This is a genomic window from Rheinheimera soli, from assembly GCF_021290985.1.
In the GTDB taxonomy this organism is placed as follows: Bacteria; Pseudomonadota; Gammaproteobacteria; order Enterobacterales; family Alteromonadaceae; genus Pararheinheimera; species Pararheinheimera soli.
This window is the reverse complement of sequence record NZ_JAJOYU010000032.1, coordinates 23202-42979: the sequence shown is the minus strand read 5'-3', so window position 1 is coordinate 42979 and position 19778 is coordinate 23202. Positions and strand designations below refer to the sequence as shown.

At 46.0% G+C, this 19778-nt stretch carries 19 protein-coding genes; 8 read left to right on the top strand and 11 right to left on the bottom strand.

Annotation, left to right across the window (positions count from 1 at the left end):
• Position 1 precedes the first annotated feature (1 nt).
• A complete protein-coding gene (locus tag LSG37_RS17655; protein ID WP_233081127.1) occupies positions 2-1741 on the bottom strand; it encodes an acetolactate synthase 3 large subunit in 1740 nt (579 codons plus the stop codon).
• Positions 1742-2412: 671 nt separating this feature from the next.
• Here LSG37_RS17655 and LSG37_RS17650 point away from each other — a divergent pair.
• Positions 2413-3201: a DUF2971 domain-containing protein gene (locus LSG37_RS17650; RefSeq protein ID WP_233081126.1), complete on the top strand. Its 789-nt coding sequence runs from the start codon at positions 2413-2415 to the stop codon at positions 3199-3201.
• A 141-nt stretch (positions 3202-3342) separates the two neighbouring features.
• Here LSG37_RS17650 and LSG37_RS17645 read toward each other — a convergent pair whose 3' ends face one another.
• Both LSG37_RS17645 and LSG37_RS17640 read right to left on the bottom strand, forming a co-directional pair.
• The gene (locus LSG37_RS17645) at positions 3343-3636 is read right to left on the bottom strand and encodes a type II toxin-antitoxin system RelE/ParE family toxin (protein WP_366515573.1); all 294 of its coding nucleotides are present in this window, start codon (positions 3634-3636) and stop codon (positions 3343-3345) included.
• Between the two features lie 14 nt (positions 3637-3650).
• On the bottom strand, positions 3651-3893 hold the full coding sequence (locus tag LSG37_RS17640) for a type II toxin-antitoxin system Phd/YefM family antitoxin (protein ID WP_233081124.1): 243 nt from the start codon (positions 3891-3893) through the stop codon (positions 3651-3653).
• A 473-nt stretch (positions 3894-4366) separates the two neighbouring features.
• Between LSG37_RS17640 and LSG37_RS21455 the strand changes: the two genes are divergently transcribed.
• The 3 genes from LSG37_RS21455 to LSG37_RS17625 are packed head-to-tail and all read left to right on the top strand — an operon-like array spanning position 4367 to position 7457.
• Positions 4367-5212 carry a tetratricopeptide repeat protein gene (locus LSG37_RS21455; protein WP_233081123.1) on the top strand — a complete coding sequence of 282 codons (846 nt, stop codon included), beginning with the start codon at positions 4367-4369 and terminating at the stop codon, positions 5210-5212.
• A gap of 23 nt (positions 5213-5235) precedes the next feature.
• Complete coding sequence (locus LSG37_RS17630) at positions 5236-6489, top strand: S1 family peptidase (protein WP_233081122.1); 1254 nt, start codon at positions 5236-5238, stop codon at positions 6487-6489.
• A complete protein-coding gene (locus LSG37_RS17625) occupies positions 6480-7457 on the top strand; it encodes an FHA domain-containing protein (RefSeq protein ID WP_233081121.1) in 978 nt (325 codons plus the stop codon). The genes LSG37_RS17630 and LSG37_RS17625 overlap by 10 nt, the downstream gene beginning before the upstream one ends.
• A 69-nt stretch (positions 7458-7526) precedes the next feature.
• Here LSG37_RS17625 and LSG37_RS17620 read toward each other — a convergent pair whose 3' ends face one another.
• Positions 7527-7922 carry a response regulator gene (locus tag LSG37_RS17620; protein WP_233081120.1) on the bottom strand — a complete coding sequence of 132 codons (396 nt, stop codon included), beginning with the start codon at positions 7920-7922 and terminating at the stop codon, positions 7527-7529.
• A gap of 179 nt (positions 7923-8101) precedes the next feature.
• Between LSG37_RS17620 and LSG37_RS17615 the strand changes: the two genes are divergently transcribed.
• The gene (locus LSG37_RS17615; RefSeq protein ID WP_233081119.1) at positions 8102-9298 is read left to right on the top strand and encodes a methyltransferase; all 1197 of its coding nucleotides are present in this window, start codon (positions 8102-8104) and stop codon (positions 9296-9298) included.
• Here the strand turns inward: LSG37_RS17615 and LSG37_RS17610 are convergent.
• From LSG37_RS17610 to speA, 4 genes are all read right to left on the bottom strand, one after another.
• Complete coding sequence (locus LSG37_RS17610) at positions 9295-10500, bottom strand: mechanosensitive ion channel family protein (RefSeq protein WP_233081118.1); 1206 nt, start codon at positions 10498-10500, stop codon at positions 9295-9297. The two genes, LSG37_RS17615 and LSG37_RS17610, sit on opposite strands and share 4 nt — an antisense overlap.
• Positions 10494-11417 (bottom strand): 1-acylglycerol-3-phosphate O-acyltransferase, YihG family, encoded by a 924-nt coding sequence (gene yihG, locus LSG37_RS17605; RefSeq protein ID WP_233081117.1) that lies wholly within the window; start codon positions 11415-11417, stop codon positions 10494-10496. Before yihG (LSG37_RS17605) ends, LSG37_RS17610 begins: the two co-directional genes overlap by 7 nt.
• Positions 11417-12310 carry a 1-acylglycerol-3-phosphate O-acyltransferase, YihG family gene (yihG, locus tag LSG37_RS17600; RefSeq protein WP_233081116.1) on the bottom strand — a complete coding sequence of 298 codons (894 nt, stop codon included), beginning with the start codon at positions 12308-12310 and terminating at the stop codon, positions 11417-11419. Before yihG (LSG37_RS17600) ends, yihG (LSG37_RS17605) begins: the two co-directional genes overlap by 1 nt.
• Before the next feature lie 128 nt (positions 12311-12438).
• Positions 12439-14325: a biosynthetic arginine decarboxylase gene (gene speA / locus LSG37_RS17595; protein WP_233081115.1), complete on the bottom strand. Its 1887-nt coding sequence runs from the start codon at positions 14323-14325 to the stop codon at positions 12439-12441.
• 194 nt (positions 14326-14519) lie between these two features.
• On the opposite strand from speA, the gene speE reads away from it, so the two are divergent.
• The gene (gene speE / locus LSG37_RS17590) at positions 14520-15377 is read left to right on the top strand and encodes a polyamine aminopropyltransferase (RefSeq protein WP_233081114.1); all 858 of its coding nucleotides are present in this window, start codon (positions 14520-14522) and stop codon (positions 15375-15377) included.
• A gap of 126 nt (positions 15378-15503) precedes the next feature.
• Positions 15504-16079, top strand: coding sequence for a hypothetical protein (locus tag LSG37_RS17585; RefSeq protein WP_233081113.1), 576 nt, complete (start codon positions 15504-15506; stop codon positions 16077-16079).
• Positions 16080-16105: 26 nt separating this feature from the next.
• Here the strand turns inward: LSG37_RS17585 and LSG37_RS17580 are convergent, their stop codons facing one another.
• The 3 genes from LSG37_RS17580 to LSG37_RS17570 all read right to left on the bottom strand — a co-directional run bounded on the left by LSG37_RS17580 (position 16106) and on the right by LSG37_RS17570 (position 18419).
• Complete coding sequence (locus tag LSG37_RS17580) at positions 16106-16954, bottom strand: EamA family transporter (protein WP_233081112.1); 849 nt, start codon at positions 16952-16954, stop codon at positions 16106-16108.
• A gap of 112 nt (positions 16955-17066) precedes the next feature.
• On the bottom strand, positions 17067-17717 hold the full coding sequence (locus LSG37_RS17575; RefSeq protein ID WP_233081111.1) for a YiaD family glycine zipper/OmpA-like lipoprotein: 651 nt from the start codon (positions 17715-17717) through the stop codon (positions 17067-17069).
• A gap of 126 nt (positions 17718-17843) precedes the next feature.
• The gene (locus tag LSG37_RS17570; protein ID WP_233081110.1) at positions 17844-18419 is read right to left on the bottom strand and encodes a gamma-glutamylcyclotransferase; all 576 of its coding nucleotides are present in this window, start codon (positions 18417-18419) and stop codon (positions 17844-17846) included.
• 239 nt (positions 18420-18658) lie between these two features.
• On the opposite strand from LSG37_RS17570, the gene proB reads away from it, so the two are divergent.
• A complete protein-coding gene (gene proB / locus LSG37_RS17565; RefSeq protein WP_233081109.1) occupies positions 18659-19777 on the top strand; it encodes a glutamate 5-kinase in 1119 nt (372 codons plus the stop codon).
• The last annotated feature ends 1 nt before the right edge of the window (position 19778 follow it).

The window sequence follows — 19778 nt, the reverse complement described above, 5'->3', positions numbered from 1 at the left end:
GTTAAGTCCGCTCCGTTTTGCTTAAAAACATTTCATTCATAGCGCCACCTGGTATTTGCATTGGATACACATGCTCAGTTGGGTCGACATGAATATCTAAAAACACCAGTTTGTCTTTGAGGGCAAAAGCGCGTTCTAACGCTGCTTCTAATTCTTCGGCTTTGGTGACACGAATACCCACATGGCCATAAGCTTCGGCCAGCTTCACAAAGTCAGGCAAGGAGTCCATATAAGAGCTGGAGTAGCGGCTGTCGTAGTTCATATCTTGCCACTGTTTCACCATGCCTAAATAGCCGTTATTCAGGTTAATGATTTTGACACCAAGGCCATATTGTTTGCAGGTGGACAGCTCCTGAATGTTCATCTGAATAGAGCCTTCACCTGTGACGCAGACGACTTCAGCATCTGGGTAATGCAGCTTGACGCCCATAGCAGCCGGTAAACCAAAACCCATGGTGCCAAGGCCACCTGAGTTAATCCAGCGGTTAGGTTTATCAAACTTATAATACTGAGCGGCAAACATCTGGTGCTGACCTACGTCGGACGTCACATAAGCATCACCTTTAGTGTGACGGTGTACAGCTTCAATTACGGCCTGAGGTTTTAAATGCGATGCGCTGCTGTCATAACGGCCACCATGCACTTCACGCCATTGCTGTATTTGATGCCACCACTGACCTAAAGCGTCCTGATCCAATTCGCCTTTGTTTTTCTCCAACTGGTGCAGCATTTCCTGCAATACAGGTTTCACTAAGCCCACTATAGGAATATGGGCATTGATAGTTTTGGAGATACTGGCCGGGTCAATGTCGATATGAATAATGGTGGCGTTAGGGCAGAATTTTTTGGTGGCGTTGGTCACGCGATCATCAAAGCGTGCACCTACGGCAAAAATCACGTCGGCGTTATGCATCACCTGATTGGCTTCATAACTACCGTGCATGCCCAGCATGCCAATAAACTGCGGATCGGAAGCCGGATAAGCACCTAAACCCATTAAGGTGTTGGTGACAGGTAAATTCAGCTTGCGGGCTAACACAGTCAGCTCGTCTGAAGCCCGGCCTAAAATCACGCCACCACCAGCATAAAGCACAGGTTTTTTCGCCGCTAATAAAGTGGTCAGGGCTTTTTTAATCTGACCCGGGTGGCCTTTCGCGTTAGGGTTGTAAGAGCGCAGTTTGATATCTTTGGGATACTCATAAGGGAATTTTTGACTTGGGATCGTCATATCCTTTGGAATATCCAGCACCACAGGACCAGGCCGGCCGCTTTGCGCTATATAAAAGGCTTTTTTGACTAAATACGGAATATCTTCAGGGCGGCGCACCGACATATTGTGTTTGACGATAGGGCGGGAAATACCCAGCATATCGGTTTCCTGAAAGGCATCGTCGCCAATCAGATGGCTCATCACCTGACCACAGATCACCACCATAGGAATAGAATCCATATAAGCAGTGGCTATGCCGGTAACCGCATTAGTAGCACCAGGGCCGGAGGTAACGAGCACTACACCAGCTTTGCCGCTTGCTCTTGCGTAGGCGTCCGCCATATGGGTCGCGGCTTGCTCATGGCGGACCAGCACGTGTTTCACCTGATGCTGTTGAAACATAGCATCGTAAATGTGTAACACGGCACCGCCGGGGTAACCATACACATACTCTACGCCTTCGTCAGCTAAGGCGCGGATCAGCATGGCTCCACCAGACAGCAGTTCTGGTTGGGTGTTTTGGCTTGTCATTGTTCAGGTCTCATAGTTTGCACGTGCGAACTTTAAGCCCTATTGCGGGCGCAATTGAGCTCAAAGCAAAAATCACTGCTCAGCCGAAGCAGAACAGCATAATTTCTTTTACGTGGACGGACAGAGTAAGGGGTCTGTCAAAACTATGTGCCTGTATACCTTGAGGTATGGATCCGACTCATTGGTCGTTTTTGTTTTATTTAGCAGGCTTGATGGCTAATTTAAGGGAAGATGCTTTGAAAGTCGACTGAAAATTTGAATATTGTCGCGAATTGCAGAGATTGCATGCAAAGCGGTTTCGCCGCTGGCGAGATACTTTCTTTTGCTTCGCCAAAAGAAAGTATCCAAAGAAAAGGCGACCCCAGGTCGCAGCGAAATCCCGGCCCAAAATCGTGCGTCCAAGGCGGCTGGGTAACTCGCTCGTCGCTACCGCTCCTCACTCAGACACTCCCAGCCTTAAAACCTTGGCCACCCAATTTTGTCCGGCTCGCGCCCCAATGGGGATTTGGTGCCAGTAGTTGGCGTTGGTTTTTGTTACACGTAAAGCAACACTGGACAAATGTCGGGAAATGTTTGATTTTGAGAATTGTTCTCCACGTTTACATACTAATGTGTCTGTGAAGTCAAACGCTCATGCGTGATATACAAGAATTTTATAATTAGGACGGTACATGAGTATTCCGAAAAAGTTATATAAATATGAAAGTGTTAGCACTCAGACATTAGCAAATTTAAAAAATGGGCAGATTTACTTTTCACTACCCAGTCAATTTAATGATCCCTTCGATTGTTCATTGCCAATCAGTCTAGATTTAAGCTCCGACTCGTTAACAAGATTTCGGGCTAGCTTACTAGAAAGAGGAAACCTTCCTGAATTTAGTGCAAAGCAATTAGATGGTATGAGCGATAGTTCATTACTCGAAATATTAGATCGAGCGATGCATGAGACTTTAGGAATTGCTTTACAAGGTAAAGGAGTCTCGTGTTTTTCCAGTGACTTTTGCAATCTTCTTATGTGGTCTCATTATGGCGCGAAACATACCGGCTTTTGTTTAGAGTTCGATACATCATTTGAGCCTTTTAGTAAGGCTCGGAAAGTCAAATATGTAGATCAGTTTCCCAAATTGAATGCCGAAGAATTGGTTGTAGATACCAACTACGAGCGTGCGCTTGAGTTACTGCACACGAAGTCCAATGCTTGGAGCTATGAAAACGAATGGCGTTGTATACATGCTGAAGCTCCGATAGCGTATGCCTACCATCAGCGTGCTCTAACCGGCGTCTATTTCGGTTCACAAATTGACAATGCGTTGGTAGAAATTATTTGTCTTACATTACAAGGACAAAATCCCGATGTCCGTTTTTGGAGTGGCAAAAAGTGCTCTGATAAATTTGGACTTGAGTTCGAGGAATTTTTTTATACGCCACATATTAAGGCAAAAGAGTTGGGTGTAATTTAAAGCCAATCGACTTTGGTTTTGAGCTGCCTGAAACTTGCAAGTGAGCCGATTATTTAGGAGTTATGTTCGCTTAGATAAATGCCTCTGACCGCGTTAGATAAGACCATGCCTAACCCTGCGCCATAAGAAATTACAGCACTGCTATCTCAAATGATTTTGTGGTAGTTGTGGTTGGCCTAATACAGCAACGATCAGAATAAAGTCATATTCTTTTGTGAAGTACGCGGTATGTTTGCCAATGGGGAAATAGAATCCGTTTGGGTAGATGTCGTCACAAGGTCTGCCTAAATCCGGGTTATCGGCTAACATTTGCAAGCCAGAGAGCAGGCCTGCTTTGTACTTTTGCCACTGCGACTCAGAAAAGTTTTGAATCGTGTAGTGTTTAATCTGCTGTAACTGAACCTGAGCCAGACGGCTTAATTTATATCTTTTCATCGGCATATTTGTGGTTACAGGGCGTTAAGAAAATCTTCGCCGTCAACGACATTACCCTTTGCTAAGTCTTCTTGCGCAGAGTTGAAGCAGTGTTTAAGGTAATCCGCTTTCATCACCTCAAGCGCCTGGTAATCATGCATAGACATCACGACCACAGCATCTTTGTTATTTTTGCTGATTTTGATCGGTTCACGTTGCGCGTTCAGAAGTAGCTCACCGAAATTTCGTTTGGCGTCATTTGCTGTTAATGTTTGCATAAATAAGCTCCGTATCTGGAATTACACTAGCAGTATAGTCTCTTGAGTAAAATGGTTGAAGTGATTAAATCGTGCGATTTGTGTGAAAGGAAAACCCGCAAGATAACTGATCCAACTATGTTCTCCCATCCCCATTAGGGCGCGAGCCGGACAAAATTGGGTGGCCAAGGTTTTAAGGCTGGGAGTGTCTGAGTGAGGAGCGGTAGCGACGAGCGAGTTACCCAGCCGCCTTGGACGCACGATTTTGGGCCGGGCTTTCGCTGCGACCTGGGGTCGCCTTTTCTTTGGATAGCTTTCTTTTGGCGAAGCAAAAGAAAGTATCTCGCCAAAGGCGAAACGCTTTTAAAGGCTGTCATACCGTTATATGAACAATGCACAACCCCCGACTTGCAAATCTAATGTCCCGGCCACATAGTGATGCAAAGCATTCCATAAAACCGGAGCTGTCCGGTTTGCATAAAAATAGGTGAGTTGTGTCAGCCAATATCAAGCCCGTTACTATAGAAAATGTCCGTGAACTGTTAGAGCAGTCTTTTACTCAGCCTGTGCTGTTTTATTTTTATTCAGAGCGCAGCCCGGCTTGCTTAAATTTAGGCCCGGTATTGCAGCGTATTGCTCAAAGTTATCCGGATGCGCTGACGCTTGCCGTAGTGGATTGTGATCAGGAGCAGCAACTCGCCGCTCATTTTGGTGTACGTTCAGTGCCTACAGTGCTCTTTATTAAAGAAGGTCAGCCGGTGGATGGTTTTGCGGGTGAAGAACCTGAACAGGCTATTTTGCAGCGCCTGAGTGCTTTTTTGCCTAAGCCTGAAGATCAATTATTACAGCAGGCTATGCCTTTGCTGGAGCAGCAAAACTGGACTGAAGCTTATCCTTTGTTAAAAGAGGCGAATGAGCTGGCAAGCGATAGGGTGGATATTCGTTTACAACTGGCTTTGGTGCAAGTAGAGCTGGGTCAGTTAGAGGCTGCCGAAAAAGCCCTGGCGACTGTATTAATGGCTGATCAGGATGTGTTATATCAGAGTGTTAAAGCCCGATTAGAATTAGCGCAACAGGCTGCAGATAGTCCTGAAGTAAAAGCGCTGGAACAGGCTTTAGTCACAGATCCTGACAATAAAGAGCTGCAACAACAACTTGCAGTGCAGTACCATCAGGTGCAACGTTCAGCTGAAGCTTTGGCTTTGCTCTTTGAAATATTAAAACAGGATCTGAACTTTGGTGAGGCGAAAAAGCTCTATCTGGATATTCTAGCTACTTTACCCAAAGGTGAGCCTTTAGCCTCCAGCTACAGACGTAAACTCTATAGCCTTTTGTATTAACTCATTGTTTGAAAGGACTCCCTATGCTGAGAAAAACATGGACCAGCCTGGTGTTGCTGGTTCTGTGCTGTTGGTCAGCGCAAAGCTACAGCGCTGCTGTGGCAGAAAAAGTATTTGCCGATTACGCTGACGCTTTGTTGCAAATTAAAGTGCTGGAACATGCCTCAGGCGCTAAGTCGGCTATAGGCAGTGGCTTTTTATTGCACGATTCGGATTTGGTTGTTACCAACTACCATGTGGTGTCCGAAGCTGTATTGTTTCCGCAAAAGTATCAGCTGGAGTTTCTGGCACAAAATCAGCAAAAAGGCGCACTCGAAATAGTGGCCGTGGATGTGGTCAACGATTTGGCTTTGCTAAAAACTGACTACAAAGCAGCCAAAAGTTTCCAGCTACAACAGCAAACACCAGTGCAGGGGGCGACAGTCTATTCACTGGGAAACCCGCATGACTTAGGCTTAATAGTGGTGCCTGGTACTTACAATGGCCTGCAAAAGCACAGCTTTTACCCTCGCATTCATTTTACCGGCGCTATTAACAGTGGCATGAGTGGCGGTCCGGCAGTCAATGACGCTGGCGAAGTGATTGGAGTGAACGTAGCTTCTGCTGGTAATGATTTAGGTTTTTTAGTCCCTGCGGCTGCTTTAAAAGCGTTGCTGGAAAAAGCTGTAGTGGCTGACTTAAAACTGGATATTCAGCAGCAATTGATCGGTAACCAGCAGCGCATGTTTCAGCAAGTTTTAGAAGCCGACTGGCAACTAAAAAACTTTGGCCCTGCCACAGTGCCGGACGAAATTGTGCCTTTTATCCGCTGTTGGGGTATGTCCAATGTGGAGAAAGACAAAGACGATATCAAAAGGGTGAATGCCTTTTGTAACCAGCCGGAAGAAATATTTTTGTCGTCAGAATTCAGCACAGGCCGCATTGAAATGCAGTTTGAATGGGTTCAGGCCAAAGACTTACATCCACTGCAGTTTTTCCGCCGTTATCAGTTCAGCATTAGCCAGATGAATGCCGATAACAGCGCAGGCGAAGATGACGTTACGGCTTTTTCCTGCCAGAACCAATTGTTAAGCCCTGTTGAAGGCCAGCATGCTAAAGCAATATTTTGTATCCGAGCTTATCGTAATTATCCGCAACTTTTTGATGTGGCTTATATTTCAGCTTCTATGGACCACCAGCAACAAGGCGTGATCAGCCACTTCACCTTAGCAGGGGTGGATCAACAAATTGCCTTAGAGTTCAGCCGCAAGTTTATTGGAGCTGTGGTATGGCAGTAATAGTGGAAGTACTGAATAAGCAGCAAAAAGTCACAGAGCGGCACAAGTTTTTGCAACATCAGGTGCGTCTTGGCAGGGCTTTTGATAATGATGTGATTTTATTTAACAAACATGTTTGTCCTTATCACGCCTTACTGCAACAGGATGAAGAGGGTTATTGGTGGCTGGAGGATTTAAGTTCAGTCAATGGCAGTTTTGTATCCGGACGCAAAGCTGTGGTAGCCAAAGAGCCATTACGTTCAGGTGAAATCTGTTGGCTCGGTGAGCAGGCACTACGATTGTATGACGATGCACACCCTGTGGCTGATACGTTGCCATTCAGTGTGATGGGGCAGAGATTACAGGCTATGGGGCATTGGGCTTTTATCCTGTTGTTTGCCCTGATACTGGCTGCCGATCAGGTAGTGGAAATCTGGCTGACATTGCCAAAGCAACTGGAACAGCTGTGGCCTGCGCGTTTGCTGGAAATCCCAAGAAATTTGCTGTTGTTTTGTATCTGGCCTGCCATTCTGGCGTTGTGGAGCCGGTTTAACCAGCAAGAAAGTCATTTTTTACCTCAGTTAAGTCTGACTTATGCTGCTGTCGCTGCCAGTGCTTTGTGGGGGGGGATTTGTTATTGGCTGGGCTTTAATCTGGATGGTTCAAGTGTGGCTCAGGTGGTTGAAGTAGTGGGCTACACAGTGATCCTGTTTGCATTGTTTAGTGGTAATTTTTGGCTGGCAACCCACTGGTCTTTGCGTGCTCAGACAGCTTTAGCTTTGGCCGTAGCTTTATTAGCAACTTCAGGCCAATGGGCCAGTTTGCTGACACCACCATCGCCTTTTGACCGTAGCTTGCGTTACGATCCGCGTATCTTGCCTTTACCTTTTTATTTGGGACAGGGCAAAACTATGCAGCAGTATGAGCAGGACCTGCAGCAGTTATTTGAGCAAGTGGAACAAAAGCGGCAGGATAAAGATAAAGAATAAAAAAAGGTCAGAGCTTGCGCTCTGACCTTCCTATCGAATTTAGCTCCGTAATCGACATTAGAGTCAGAGTTAAGATTCTGACCCCTGCAGTTTCTGCCAGATAGCGCGGATTTGATCAGACAGAGTCATAGGATCAAAAGGTTTGACTACCACGTCGGCAGCACCCAAATCTTTGTAAGATTCAATTTCATTGGCCTGCACTTTGGCTGTCATAAAAACCACAGGAATTTGGCTTAAATCAAAATCAGTCTGCATCTTTTTTAATGTGCTGGGACCATCCATACCCGGCATCATCACATCCAGCAATATCAGCTGAGGCTGAAAAGCGTGAAAAGTATTTAATGCTTCTTCACCACCGCTGCAGGTTTCAACGGTAAAACCACCTACGACTTCCAGTGCTACTTTGGCCACAGCCTGAATGGAAGGGTCGTCTTCCACGTGCATAATACGTTTGAGTTCTGTCACCTGAATATCTCTTTATCGGGTCATACTTATAACGCTGAGTGTGCATGATTTTTAGCGCTGATGCCAGTTCAAGTCGGACTCTGTTTCAGAAAAAACTGCAGAAAATGGCAGCACAGCTTTTTGACTGTGCAGTGGTATAGTGTCGGCATTCGATAGCGCCACAGATAGTTTATTCGCTTATGCCTCAGCTTTTGTCTGAACAGTTTTTGCAGTTGGATTTGTTATTAAGTCAGTATCAGCAGTTCTGGCGTTTTAGCCCTTTTCATTTAACCAGTTTGCCATGGGCTGATACCAAGTTAGGTCAGCATTTACAGCAGCTTGAACCAGCCGAAACCGAAAAGTTGGATCAGGATGAAGTGTATCGCCGTAGCTATTTCTCTGAGTTTTTCCCCGAATTAAATCAGTTCAGCCCTTTTCATTTAACACAGCAAAAAGCTAGAGAGCAGACTGCAGTGCCTTTTTGGTTCAGTCGTGATATTAAAGGTCGAAAACTGGAGCAAATTCAAACCTTTGCTTTGCAGATGCAGCAAAGTGATTTGCCGGTGCTGGAATGGTGTGCTGGCAAAGGCCATTTAGGGCGCTGGCTTTCTTTTAGTATGCAGCGAAAAGTAACCAGTCTGGAATGGCAGCCCCAGCTTTGTAGTGAAGGTCAGCAACAGGCGGAAAAACTCAAGCTGTCACAGGGTTTTGTTCAGGCAGATGTGTTGTCTGAAGATGCTGCTAAGCACCTCAACACAGACCAGCAGATAGTGGCTTTGCATGCCTGTGGTGATTTGCATATTCGCTTGCTGCAACTGGCAAGTCAGGCAGGGACAGAACAACTGGATATAGTGCCTTGTTGTTATCATTTAATTGCTACAGAGCAGTATCAGGCTGTATCCACTTTGGCGCAGCAAAGCAGATTAGGTCAGTTAAGCCGTGACGAGCTCAAGCTGGCAGTGCAGGCTCAGGTGACTGCTGGTGAGCGGGTGACACGTTTGCGCCAGACGGAAGTGTTTTGGCGTCTGGCTTATCAGGAGTTGTATCAGGCTTTGCAAAAAGTGACAGACTACCGGCCTTTATCTTCAGTGCCTAAACATTGGTTTAGCGGTGAGTTCAGTGCTTTTGCACAGTGGGCGGCTGGTCAACATCAATGGCAGATCCCGGTTGATACAAACTGGGATTATTACCTGCAACTTGGCCAACAACGGCATATATTAGTGCAAAAAATGCAGCTGGTCCGTTCCTTGTTCCGGCCTTTGTTAGAACAGTGGCTGGTGCTGGACAGAGCCTTGTTTTTGCAACAACAAGGTTATCAGGTCCAGGTTAAACAATTCTGTGATTATCAACTCACCCCCCGCAATCTGATGATTAGCGCCTGTAAAGCTCATGGCTAAAGTTCCTGCTGCCTGCCACCTATCCGCTGGAAGGTACTTAAGGTAAACAACGGCAAAGTTGCAAATAAGGTCTCAAAAATTTCAGCCTGAATTTGCTCATAGTTAGCCCAAATCTTATCTGAACTGAAACAGTAAATTTCCAGTGGCAAACCTACTTCGTTAGATTCCAGCTGACGCACCATCAGGGTCATATCCTGATTGATGTTTGGGTTTTGCTCCAACAGCCACTGAGTGTAATGACGAAACAGCCTCAGGTTAGTCAGGTGTGGTTGCTGTAACAAGTCCTTTGCCTGTTGTGTAGCAAAAAATGGCTGTAGCACCTGTTGTTCCAGCAGTTGTTGTATTTCCTGCTCGTCCAGAAAGCCTATGCTGTGAATATCAATTTTGATAGCTCTTTTAATACGACGGCCACCGGATTGTTGCATGCCACGCCAGTTTTTAAAGGAGTCGGAGATCAGTGCATAGGTAGGGATAGTGGTAATGGTATTGTCCCAGTTCTGCACTTTGACTGTAGTGAGCGCCACTTCCGTCACTGCACCATCTGCGCCGTATTTCGGCATTTCAATCCAGTCACCTCTGTTTACCATGTTATTGGTAGCTAACTGAATACTGGCCACTAAACCTAAAATAGTGTCTTTGAACACCAACAATAACACCGCAGTTAAAGCACCTAAACCGCTGAGTAAATACACCGGAGATTTATCCAGCAGCATGCTTAATATCAGTATTCCTACGACGATAAAGTCGAGTAATTTCAGAATTTGAGCAAGCCCCAGATAAGGCACATTACTTTGACGGTCGACAGCACTATAAATAGCAGTAGCAAAATTAATCAGCGCAGCAAAAGCCATGCCTGCAAAACAATAGAGGTAAATCCAAAGACCCAGATGCACAGCCGACATAAAATCTGGCCAATGCAGAAAGAACTTTTCAGCAGAGCTGATCAGTACCACTGCTGGTATTAAATGCGCTACATGGCTGGCCAGTTGCAACCGTTCTTTTTCTGTCTGATGCTCTAATTCACCATCTACTTTATCCAGCAGATGAGCTATAACAGGCATCAGATAACGGCGTGCCAGTGCAAATAGCAGGCATAACAATACCAAAGCCAGCAGTAGTCTGATGGCTAACATCAGCAGATGTTCTGGTGGTACGATCTGACCAAAGTAGCTGACTACTTGTTGTAAATACAGGTCTAACACAAGGCGTTTTCCGAAGCTGATGACTCTGGTTGATGGTAAGCCGCTATGGTCTGATCTTTTTTCAGCCAGCGCTGATTCAGCCAGTTCTGAAAGCTAACTCTGAAGGACTCGTCGTTAAAATAATCGCCAATAATTTCGTGATCAACAGGCAGAATTTCAACCAACACTACGACGCGTTTTAAACGGCCACAGAGCATATCCAAAGCCACATGGCCGGGGTTGTCAGGGTACAGAATGGTCACATCCAACACCGAATGAAACTGTTGGCCCATGCTGGCCAGAGTAAAAGCGATACCACCGGCTTTGGGCGGTAATAAATGCCGGAATGGGCTACGTTTTTGTTTGTGTTTTTCTGCGGTGAAACGTGAACCTTCCACAAAATTAATAATAGTGGTTGGAGTGTTTTTAAACTTTTCGCAGGATTTGCGGGTAGTTTCTATATCCTTGCCTTTGAGTGCAGGATTTTTAGCAACTACTGCCTGGCTATAACGCTTCATAAAAGGCATATCCAAAGCCCAGGATCCAGAACCAATAAAAGGCACCCATTTTAATTCTTCTTTTAAAAAGAACTTAGGCTCAGGAATACGGTTTAATGCAAACTGACTTAGCACCGGAATATCCAGCCAGCTTTTATGGTTAGAGATCAGCAAATACCAGCTGTCTTTTTTCAGCTCAGCCACACCACTGACTTGCCATTCCACTTTATTAAACAGCTCCATCAGCCCTTTGTTATAACGCGACCAGCCGCGATAACACCAATGCGCAGGTTTAGACCAGAATGCTCTGGCTGTTGCGCTTGGCGATAGCAGTTTGGCGATGCCAATCAGCGTGACCAAGGTACCCCACAGGGCCAGGTTGCAACTAAACATAAAAAACGCCAAAGGGGCTTTAAATACTACAGGCAACCAATACAACATTAGCTTCGCTCTCCTTGCTTCAGCTCTGTTAATAACAGATCTTTATCCAACCAGAGTTGATTCACCCAGGCCTGAAATCTTTGCTTAAACACCGGGTCGTCATAATCACCAATCAGGTTTGGATCTATAGGCAATACTCTGACCCGCACTTTAATGTCGTGCACTTTGCCGGAAATATAGTCCCAGAAAGTGGGGATGCCTTTGGGGTAACAAATGGTCACGTCCAGCAGCTTATGTAAATGTTCACCCATAGCGTTCAGTACAAAAGAAATACCACCAGCTTTAGGTTTAAGTAAATGAGTGAAAGGCGATTGTTGTTTGTCGTGTTTATGCTGAGTAAAGCGGGTGCCTTCAAGGAAATTCATCACAGACACTGGCTTGTAGCGAAACTTTTCGCAGGCTTTACGGGTGGTGGCAATATCTGTGCCTTTCAGTTCAGGTTTTTCTGCCAGCTGTTTGGCTGTTAAACGCTGCATAAAAGGGAAATCCAGCGCCCACCAGCATAAGCCAATCACAGGCACATAAATCAGCTCTTTTTTCAGGAAAAATTTTAAAAAGGGTGCTTTGTGATTAAAGACTTTTTGCAGCACCAGAATATCAACCCAGGACTGATGATTCGCCATCACCAGATACCAGTCTTTGACGCTTAAGTTATCTATGCCTTTGATATCCCAGCGAACTCGGGTAAAAACACGACTGGTTAAATTGTTCAGCGTAATCCAACTGGTGGCACAGAAATCCAGTAAATAGGTGATCCAGGTTTGCCAGATTTTTACCGGAGGTAATTTCACTATGGCCAGGATCAGAATAGGGGTGGCCCAAAAAATCGTGTTGATAAAGTACAGCAGAAAAGAAAGCGAGCCACGTACAGGGGCTGGTAAAAAATGCAGCATTCAGTCACCACTTATTCGTTATTTCCCACTTCCCAAGGTGTTGAGCCAGTGGTCATTAGGGATATAGTTTAAAAAAAGAAAAGCAGGTATACCTGCTTTTCTCTCATCCGATCAGTGGCAAGTTTACCTTAATCTTCGAAGTAGGTGTAACCATAAACCCCGGATTTCAGTTCATCTAAATAAGAGGCCTGCATTTCTGGGGTAAAGTCCATCCGTGCTAATTGCTTCTGATAAGAGGCAAGCAGCTTCTTCGCGTCAAACTGCACATAACGTAACACGTCAGCCACTGTGTCGCCTTTAATCGCATTAGTCAGACGGTAACCGCCTTCGTCATCCAATTCAACATGCACTGAGTCGGTGTCACCAAACAGGTTATGCAAGTCGCCCAGAATTTCCTGGTAAGCGCCGACCATAAACATACCCAGCAGGAACTGTGAATCTTCTTTGTAAGAAGGCAGTGGCAAGCTGGATTCAATACCGTTACCGTCAGCATAACTTTTCAGTACGCCGTCTGAGTCACAGGTAATGTCCTGAATAATAGCGCGATGTTCCAGCGACTCATCCATACGTTCCAATGGCATCACAGGGAATAACTGGTCAATACCCCAGGCATCCGGCATAGACTGGAACAAAGAGAAGTTCACAAACAACTTGTCGGCTAATTTCTCGTTCAATTCATCGTGAATATCACGGTGTGAACGTGACGATAAATCCAGTTTGTTTTTCACTTTGTTGATGGTGGCAAAGTAAATCTGTTCCAGCAACGACCAGTCTTTTAACGTCAGCAAACCATGCACATACTGAGCGTGCGCATCGGTAAAATAATGCACTGCATCGTGGTAGGCTTCTACCGCTGTACGTGGCGTCACGTTTTTATATGAATCCCACAAAGCCCAAATCACGGCTGGTGAGTCTTCGCTTGGTTCTGGCATATTGACTAAGCCTGGTGCGCGTTCAACATCAATCGCATCAGTAATTAAAACAGCGTGGTGAGCTGTCATAGCACGGCCAGACTCAGTGATAATGTTCGGATGTGGTAAGTCGTATTCGTCACAGACTTCTTTTAAGCCGTACACCACGTTGCGGGCGTATTCCAGCATGGTGTAGTTCATCGAACAGGCTGAACGTGAGTTCGACCCTTCGTAGTCCACACCTAAACCACCACCCACGTCAACCGTAGTGATAGGCACACCTAAAGTGCGCAGTTCAGCGTAGTGACGGGCACATTCACGGATGGCATTGTGAATATCGCGGATATTGGCAATTTGAGAACCGATATGGAAATGCACTAACTGCAACAGATCCAGTTTGCCGGCTTCACGCAAAATGTCGATGGCTTGCAGCACTTGAGTGGCGGTTAAACCAAACTTGCCTTTTTCACCACCGGTATTTTGCCACTTACCTTTACCCACAGAATTCAGCTTGATACGGATACCAATCATAGGCGCCTGGCCTAAGCTGTCGATTTCACGGATTAAGGTTTTTAATTCAGTGATTTTTTCAACCACCACATAAACCTGATGACCCATCATCTGGCCAATAGTGGCTAAACGTAGGAACTCAGAATCTTTGTAGCCGTTACAAACAATACGCAAAGGTTTGTCGGTGACGCCTAAAATAGCCATCAGCTCAGGTTTGGAACCTGCTTCTAAACCTACTTTGCCGCTGTCATGGCTCACCAGCTTTTTCACCACGGAAAATTGCTGGTTTACTTTGATAGGGTATACGGCTGTGTATTCGCCTTTGTACTCACGCTCTTGTTTGGCCTGAGCAAAAGAATTAATTAAGGTGCCAACACGGTGCTGCAGAATATCGGTAAAACGTACCAATACGGGCAGGGTTAAGCCTTCCTCTTTAAAACGGGCAGTCAGTTCCGGGAAATTAATACCGGGTTTTTTATGGTCCTGATCCGGATAGGCCACCAGGTCGCCATTGTTGTTAACATCAAAATAGCCTTCACTCCAGACTGCTACGTTATATATGGATCGTGCTTTTTCGATACCCCAATCTGCCATTGTCGTGCCCTTAAAAAAATGATGCGCTATTTTAAAGCCAATGCTGTGAAAAAAACATGAAAAGTTTGTCTCATATTGCCCTGACTGGCAAAATACCCCCAAAGTCATTGAAGTTGCAGCACGGCGAAGCTAATGCAGGTGCAGTTTCATACGAGTCTGGGACATCCAGCTTAGTTTATTTTAAGGAGATAAGTATGTCGGGCGACAATAAATGGTTCACTGAAATTTTTGCGGCCAGTGGCAGTGCTTTTGGTTTAGCCATTACAAAAAAACTGGATGAGGTGCAGTCGCCTTTTCAACATATCGAAATGTTTGAGACCACCCACTTTGGTAATCTGATGGTCATTGACGGCGTTATTATGCTCAGCAGTCGCGACAATTTCCTCTATCACGAAATGTTAAGCCACCCTGTGTTATTTACTCACCCTAATCCAAAACAGGTAGTGATTATAGGTGGCGGTGACTGCGGTACTTTGCGTGAAGTGTTAAAACACCCTGATATCGAACAAGTGACGCAAATTGATATCGACGAACAAGTCACCCGTATGGCGGAAAAATACTTCCCAGAGCTGTGCGCATCCAATAACGACCCACGCGCTACGTTGAAATTTGCTGACGGTATTCAGTTTATGCGTGACGCTGAACCTGAATCTTTGGATGTAGTGATCGTCGACTCCACCGACCCTATAGGCCCGGGCGAAGGTTTATTTAACCGTGCCTTTTACGAAAGCTGCTTAAAAGCGCTGCGCCCAGGTGGCATTTTAGTGCAACAAAGTGAGTCGCCTCTTATTCATATGCCGCTACTCAAAGCCATGCGTGATGCAATGACAGACGCTGGTTTTGCTGATTTACAAAGCCTGCTGTTCCCGCAGATGGTATACCCATCCGGTTGGTGGACTTGTACTTTGGCTCGTAAAGAGGCCAAATTTGACGGCTTCAGGGCTGAAGCTGCACAAAACCCTGCCTTTGAAACCCAGTACTACAATGCCGAAGTACATCAGGCGGCTATGGCTTTGCCTAATTTTGTAAAGAAGGCTTTTGAGCAGAAATAACAACCTAACTTAAGACAAGGGAGTCTTGCGATGAAATGGATGTTCGCTGTAGTTATAGTTCTGGGGGCATGGCTGCTGTTATCAAAGAGCAATTCTTTGTTACCAGCAGAACCCGGAATCACAAAAATGCTGGATCTAGTATCGAAGCCGTTACCGCAGAACGAACCCGCTCAAGAAGCTGCAATGCCAGATATGGTTATAGAGCTACAGCATGCGCAAGCGGAGCCTGACTCAGAGTTTGTAGAGTCAGCTTCCGCCTTATGTCTGGATGGGCGCGGCTGCACTCTGGATTTACACGAAAACTGGCATTTAAAACTGATGAGCAAGGATGGCAGCTTATTAAATCGTGAGCTTGAAGCTGTGTTTAAAAGCCGGAATTTTAAAGAAGCTGCTGAGCAGTTGCATTACTCCAGGCAAAAAGCTGCAGACCATACAACAGAGCTCAAGCTTAAGCACCTGATGTTAGCTGCAGTGCAAAAGTTTCAGGCGGAACCGCAAGCCTTTGGCTGCAGGGATAACATCTGTCTATTGCAAATAATGGTGCCAAGAGAAGTTAAAGTGGATGAAGTGCGGCATTTGCTCAATGCTCCAGACTTATCCTGGCGTACGCTGTCCATGTCCAAACAAAAAAGTAAGTACAACTGGAGCCTGCGATTTGTTGCTTATCTTGATGACAAAGTAGTTTTATCGACACTGAAATAGCAGACTCATGAGCGAAGCTCACCCCCCTACATATTTTTCTGCCGGCTTGCCCAGACTAAACTGGCTAAAATCAACACTGAACCTGCGGATAAAGTCCACCAGTTGACATTTTGTTGCCAGAACACAAAGTTCACCACCAGGCCTGCGGGGATCAGCACGTTGTTCATCACCGCCAACTGGTTAGCATTGACCTGGCGTGCTCCTGCATTCCACAGCCAATAACCTAAACCTGAAGCCACTACACCCAGCCAGACTAAAATGCCGTAATCCAGAGTGGTCGTCGGCATTTTGTTCCAGTCGGCAAATAAAGCGGTTGCCAGCAGACTGGTGATAGTTGCGCCGACAAAAAACCAGCCGAAGTTATAACGCTGCGCGCCTGTGGAGCCTAAGTTCAGTTGACGGTACGCCACCTGACCAAAAGCAAAACATAAGTTAGCTGCCTGTATCAGCAGCAAACCCCACCAAAAATCTGAGCTTAAGTTTTGATACCGGATCACTAAAGCGCCCAAAATGGCCAGCAGAGCAGGACCTAACCAACGAAGGTGTAATTTTTTATAACGCCAGAAGTAATCCAGTATCGAGATATATACAGGGGTCAGAATGGTAAAGAGTAGCACTTCGGCCACGCTCAAATACAGGAAACTGTGATACAGCAACAGGTACATCAGCCCCAATTGGATAGCACCTATGGCGGCAAGAGCCATAGCCTGAGGTTTAGAACTGGTGCTTTTGAGTAACCAGGGCAGGAACAAGAACAGAGCCAACAGCATGCGGCTGCTGACGGCCAGATAAGGGTCAACCCGGCCTGCCAGAAATTCGCCAATCAGTGAAAAACTAAAAGCCCAAATCAGCGTGACTAACCACAATAAACCCATAAAAAAACTCCGGTGTGCTGGCTCTACAATAAATGCAGCGGCAGCATAGCCGGAGTTTTAAATTTTTAATAGCTCTCTGGCTTTAGCCTAAGCCATTAGGGCGACGGCTAAATTATTGAGTTATTGCTTCGATATGAATCTCAACGCGGCGGTTCATTGCTCTGTTGCTTTCAGAGTTGTTTGGCACTGCCGGGTAGCTTGGGCCTAAACCCTGAGTTTCAATACGAATCGGGTTCAGGCGCTGCGCTACTAAATAATCTTTTACGCTTTCAGCACGTTTTTTTGACAATTGCATATTGTAATCGTAAGTGCCTGTATCGTCGGTATGGCCACTGATCACTAACAGAGTTTTATCGTATTCGCCCAGCACTTTAGCTACATCATTGAGTACCGAATAGAGCTGAGGCTGAATGGCAGATTGATTCACTGCAAAAGTAATTTGTGACGGAATTTCTAAACGTAAAATATCTCCGTCACGATGCACTTTTACACCAGTACCGGATAATTGATCACGCAAGGCCATTTCCTGATTGTCCATATAACGGCCCACAGCAGCACCAGCTAAAGCACCAATAGCAGCACCTATCGCCAGTCTTTTATTTTTATGGTTGCCTGTGGCTTTACCCAACACAGCACCCACACCTGCACCGATAGCTGCGCCTTTGGCGGTGTTTTGGTTTTCCGGCGCTATGTTCATGCTGGCACAACCTGATAAAACTAAGGTGCTACATAAGGCGACTAAACCTAAGTGTTTGGCTTTCATGCGAAATCTCCTGAATTTTTGTGACGCAATTGTACCTCAGTTCAACTGAATTAGCGCTGAACCTTTAGCGCATTTGTAAACCAATATAGGTAGCCCAATACCATCCCGTTTTTTATTTTCTCTGGCTTAGGATCCCTTTAATAGCGTTAACAGTTCACGTTCAATCGCAACCACATGCGCATCTTGCTCATTCATATCGCGTAGTGCCTGTGCCAGCTCAAGCACGTATTCACTGTTAGGCCCACTTGGACCGCAGCTGCGTGCTATATGCGCGGCTATGGCTGCGTCTGTATCCGGGCCCAAATAAGCCTCATTATCTGCGCTGGCTAAATACACAATCCCTTGCTCTTCACCTGTTTCATCCAGCCAGTGTAGTGGGGTAAATATACGCAAATAACCATTTTTTTCGCGATGGTCCAAATGTTCAAAAGTCGCTGGTGTTATTTGATAAGCCATGCCGGCGCAACGTGCTCCAACTGCTTCAATCAGGGTTAACACTCTTCCAGGCGCATCAGGCGTACCACGATGATCATATGAGCCTTGCCAAAAGCGGCGTTCCCAACCGTAAATACAGGCTGGTTTAGCGGCCAAATACTCAAAGTCGGTTTTATAAATCAGCGAGCCATAACCAAACAACCAGACAGAGTCGAGGTGATCCAAAGGTTGGCGTTGTTTGTTCAGGGAAATGGTGTTGTGTGACATAAAGCTCTACTCAGGCCAAAATATGAGTGTATTTTCAGGCCGATGTTAACGAAAGACTTTTTACTTATGCAATTCGACGTGTTTTGCTAATACCTATCTGGCAGCTTAAGTTCACGAGCTATATGTGCAACTTTTAAACGGGCTGGTAAAAATCGCAGCTCGTCCGATAGTAAGACGGGTATAGACATATATACGTCTAAACCAGTATGCTCGGGTGGTTAAAAAATCACTGGAGATAAATGGGTTTTATGGCTGGGTTAAAGTGGCGACGTCTGGTGCTCAAAGTGGGCAGTGCCCTTATTGCACCGGAAGCAAAAGGTTGCTCCACCCGTTATTTGTTGGCGATCGCTGGCTTTATCAGCGAGTGCAGGCAACAAGGGGTTGAAGTGGTATTGGTATCTTCTGGTAGTGTGGCTGCAGGCCGCGCCGCTATTCCCTTTGCTCATCACCCCTTACCCATTAATGTCAAACAAGCTATGGCGGCCGTTGGCCAAACCCGCATGATGCAAAGCTGGCGCAATCTGCTGGATGTAGATTGTGCGCAAATTCTGCTGACCCATGATGATTTACAGCACCGTAACCGCTATTTAAATATCCACAATACGCTGCGTACTTTGCTCGATCACGGTGTGCTGCCTATCGTCAATGAAAACGATACTGTAGCTACTGCTGAACTCAAAGTGGGGGATAACGACAACCTTGCTGCTTTAGTCGCTACTGTTGTGGATGCCGATGCCTTAATTATTTGCTCTGATGTCGACGGTTTATATACCGCCAATCCACGTTCAGACAGCAGTGCTTTACTTATCCCTGAAGTGCATCTGATCACAGCGGACATTTATGCCATGGCCGGAGGCAGTCATCATGCCATTGGCACAGGTGGCATGACCACCAAGTTGCAGGCTGCCAGTAAAGCCACGTCGCAAGGCATTGATACCTTAATTATTAATGGTCAGAAAGCTGACAGTTTTGCGGCACTCTTGGCAGGCAAAGCCTGTGGCACGCTGTTTCATAAACAGCAAGAGCGTTTAAGTGCAAAAAAACACTGGCTGTTACACAGTTTAAAAACCCGTGGCGAGCTACAGCTCGACAGCGGTGCCGTGCAGGCGTTATTGCATAAAGGTGCTTCTTTGCTGCCAAAAGGTATCAGCAGCATCAGCGGTGATTTTGATAAAGGTGATGCGATTTGGTTGTGTGACGAGGCGGGTAAGCAGCTGGCCAAAGGCATCAGCCAATACAGTGTATCTGAGCTTGGTAAAATCCGTGGTGTGCATAGCCAGCAGATTGAAAGCATTTTGGGGTATTGCCCAAGCGAAGTGGTGGTGCACCGCGACGATTTAGCACTGGTGGAGGGCTGAG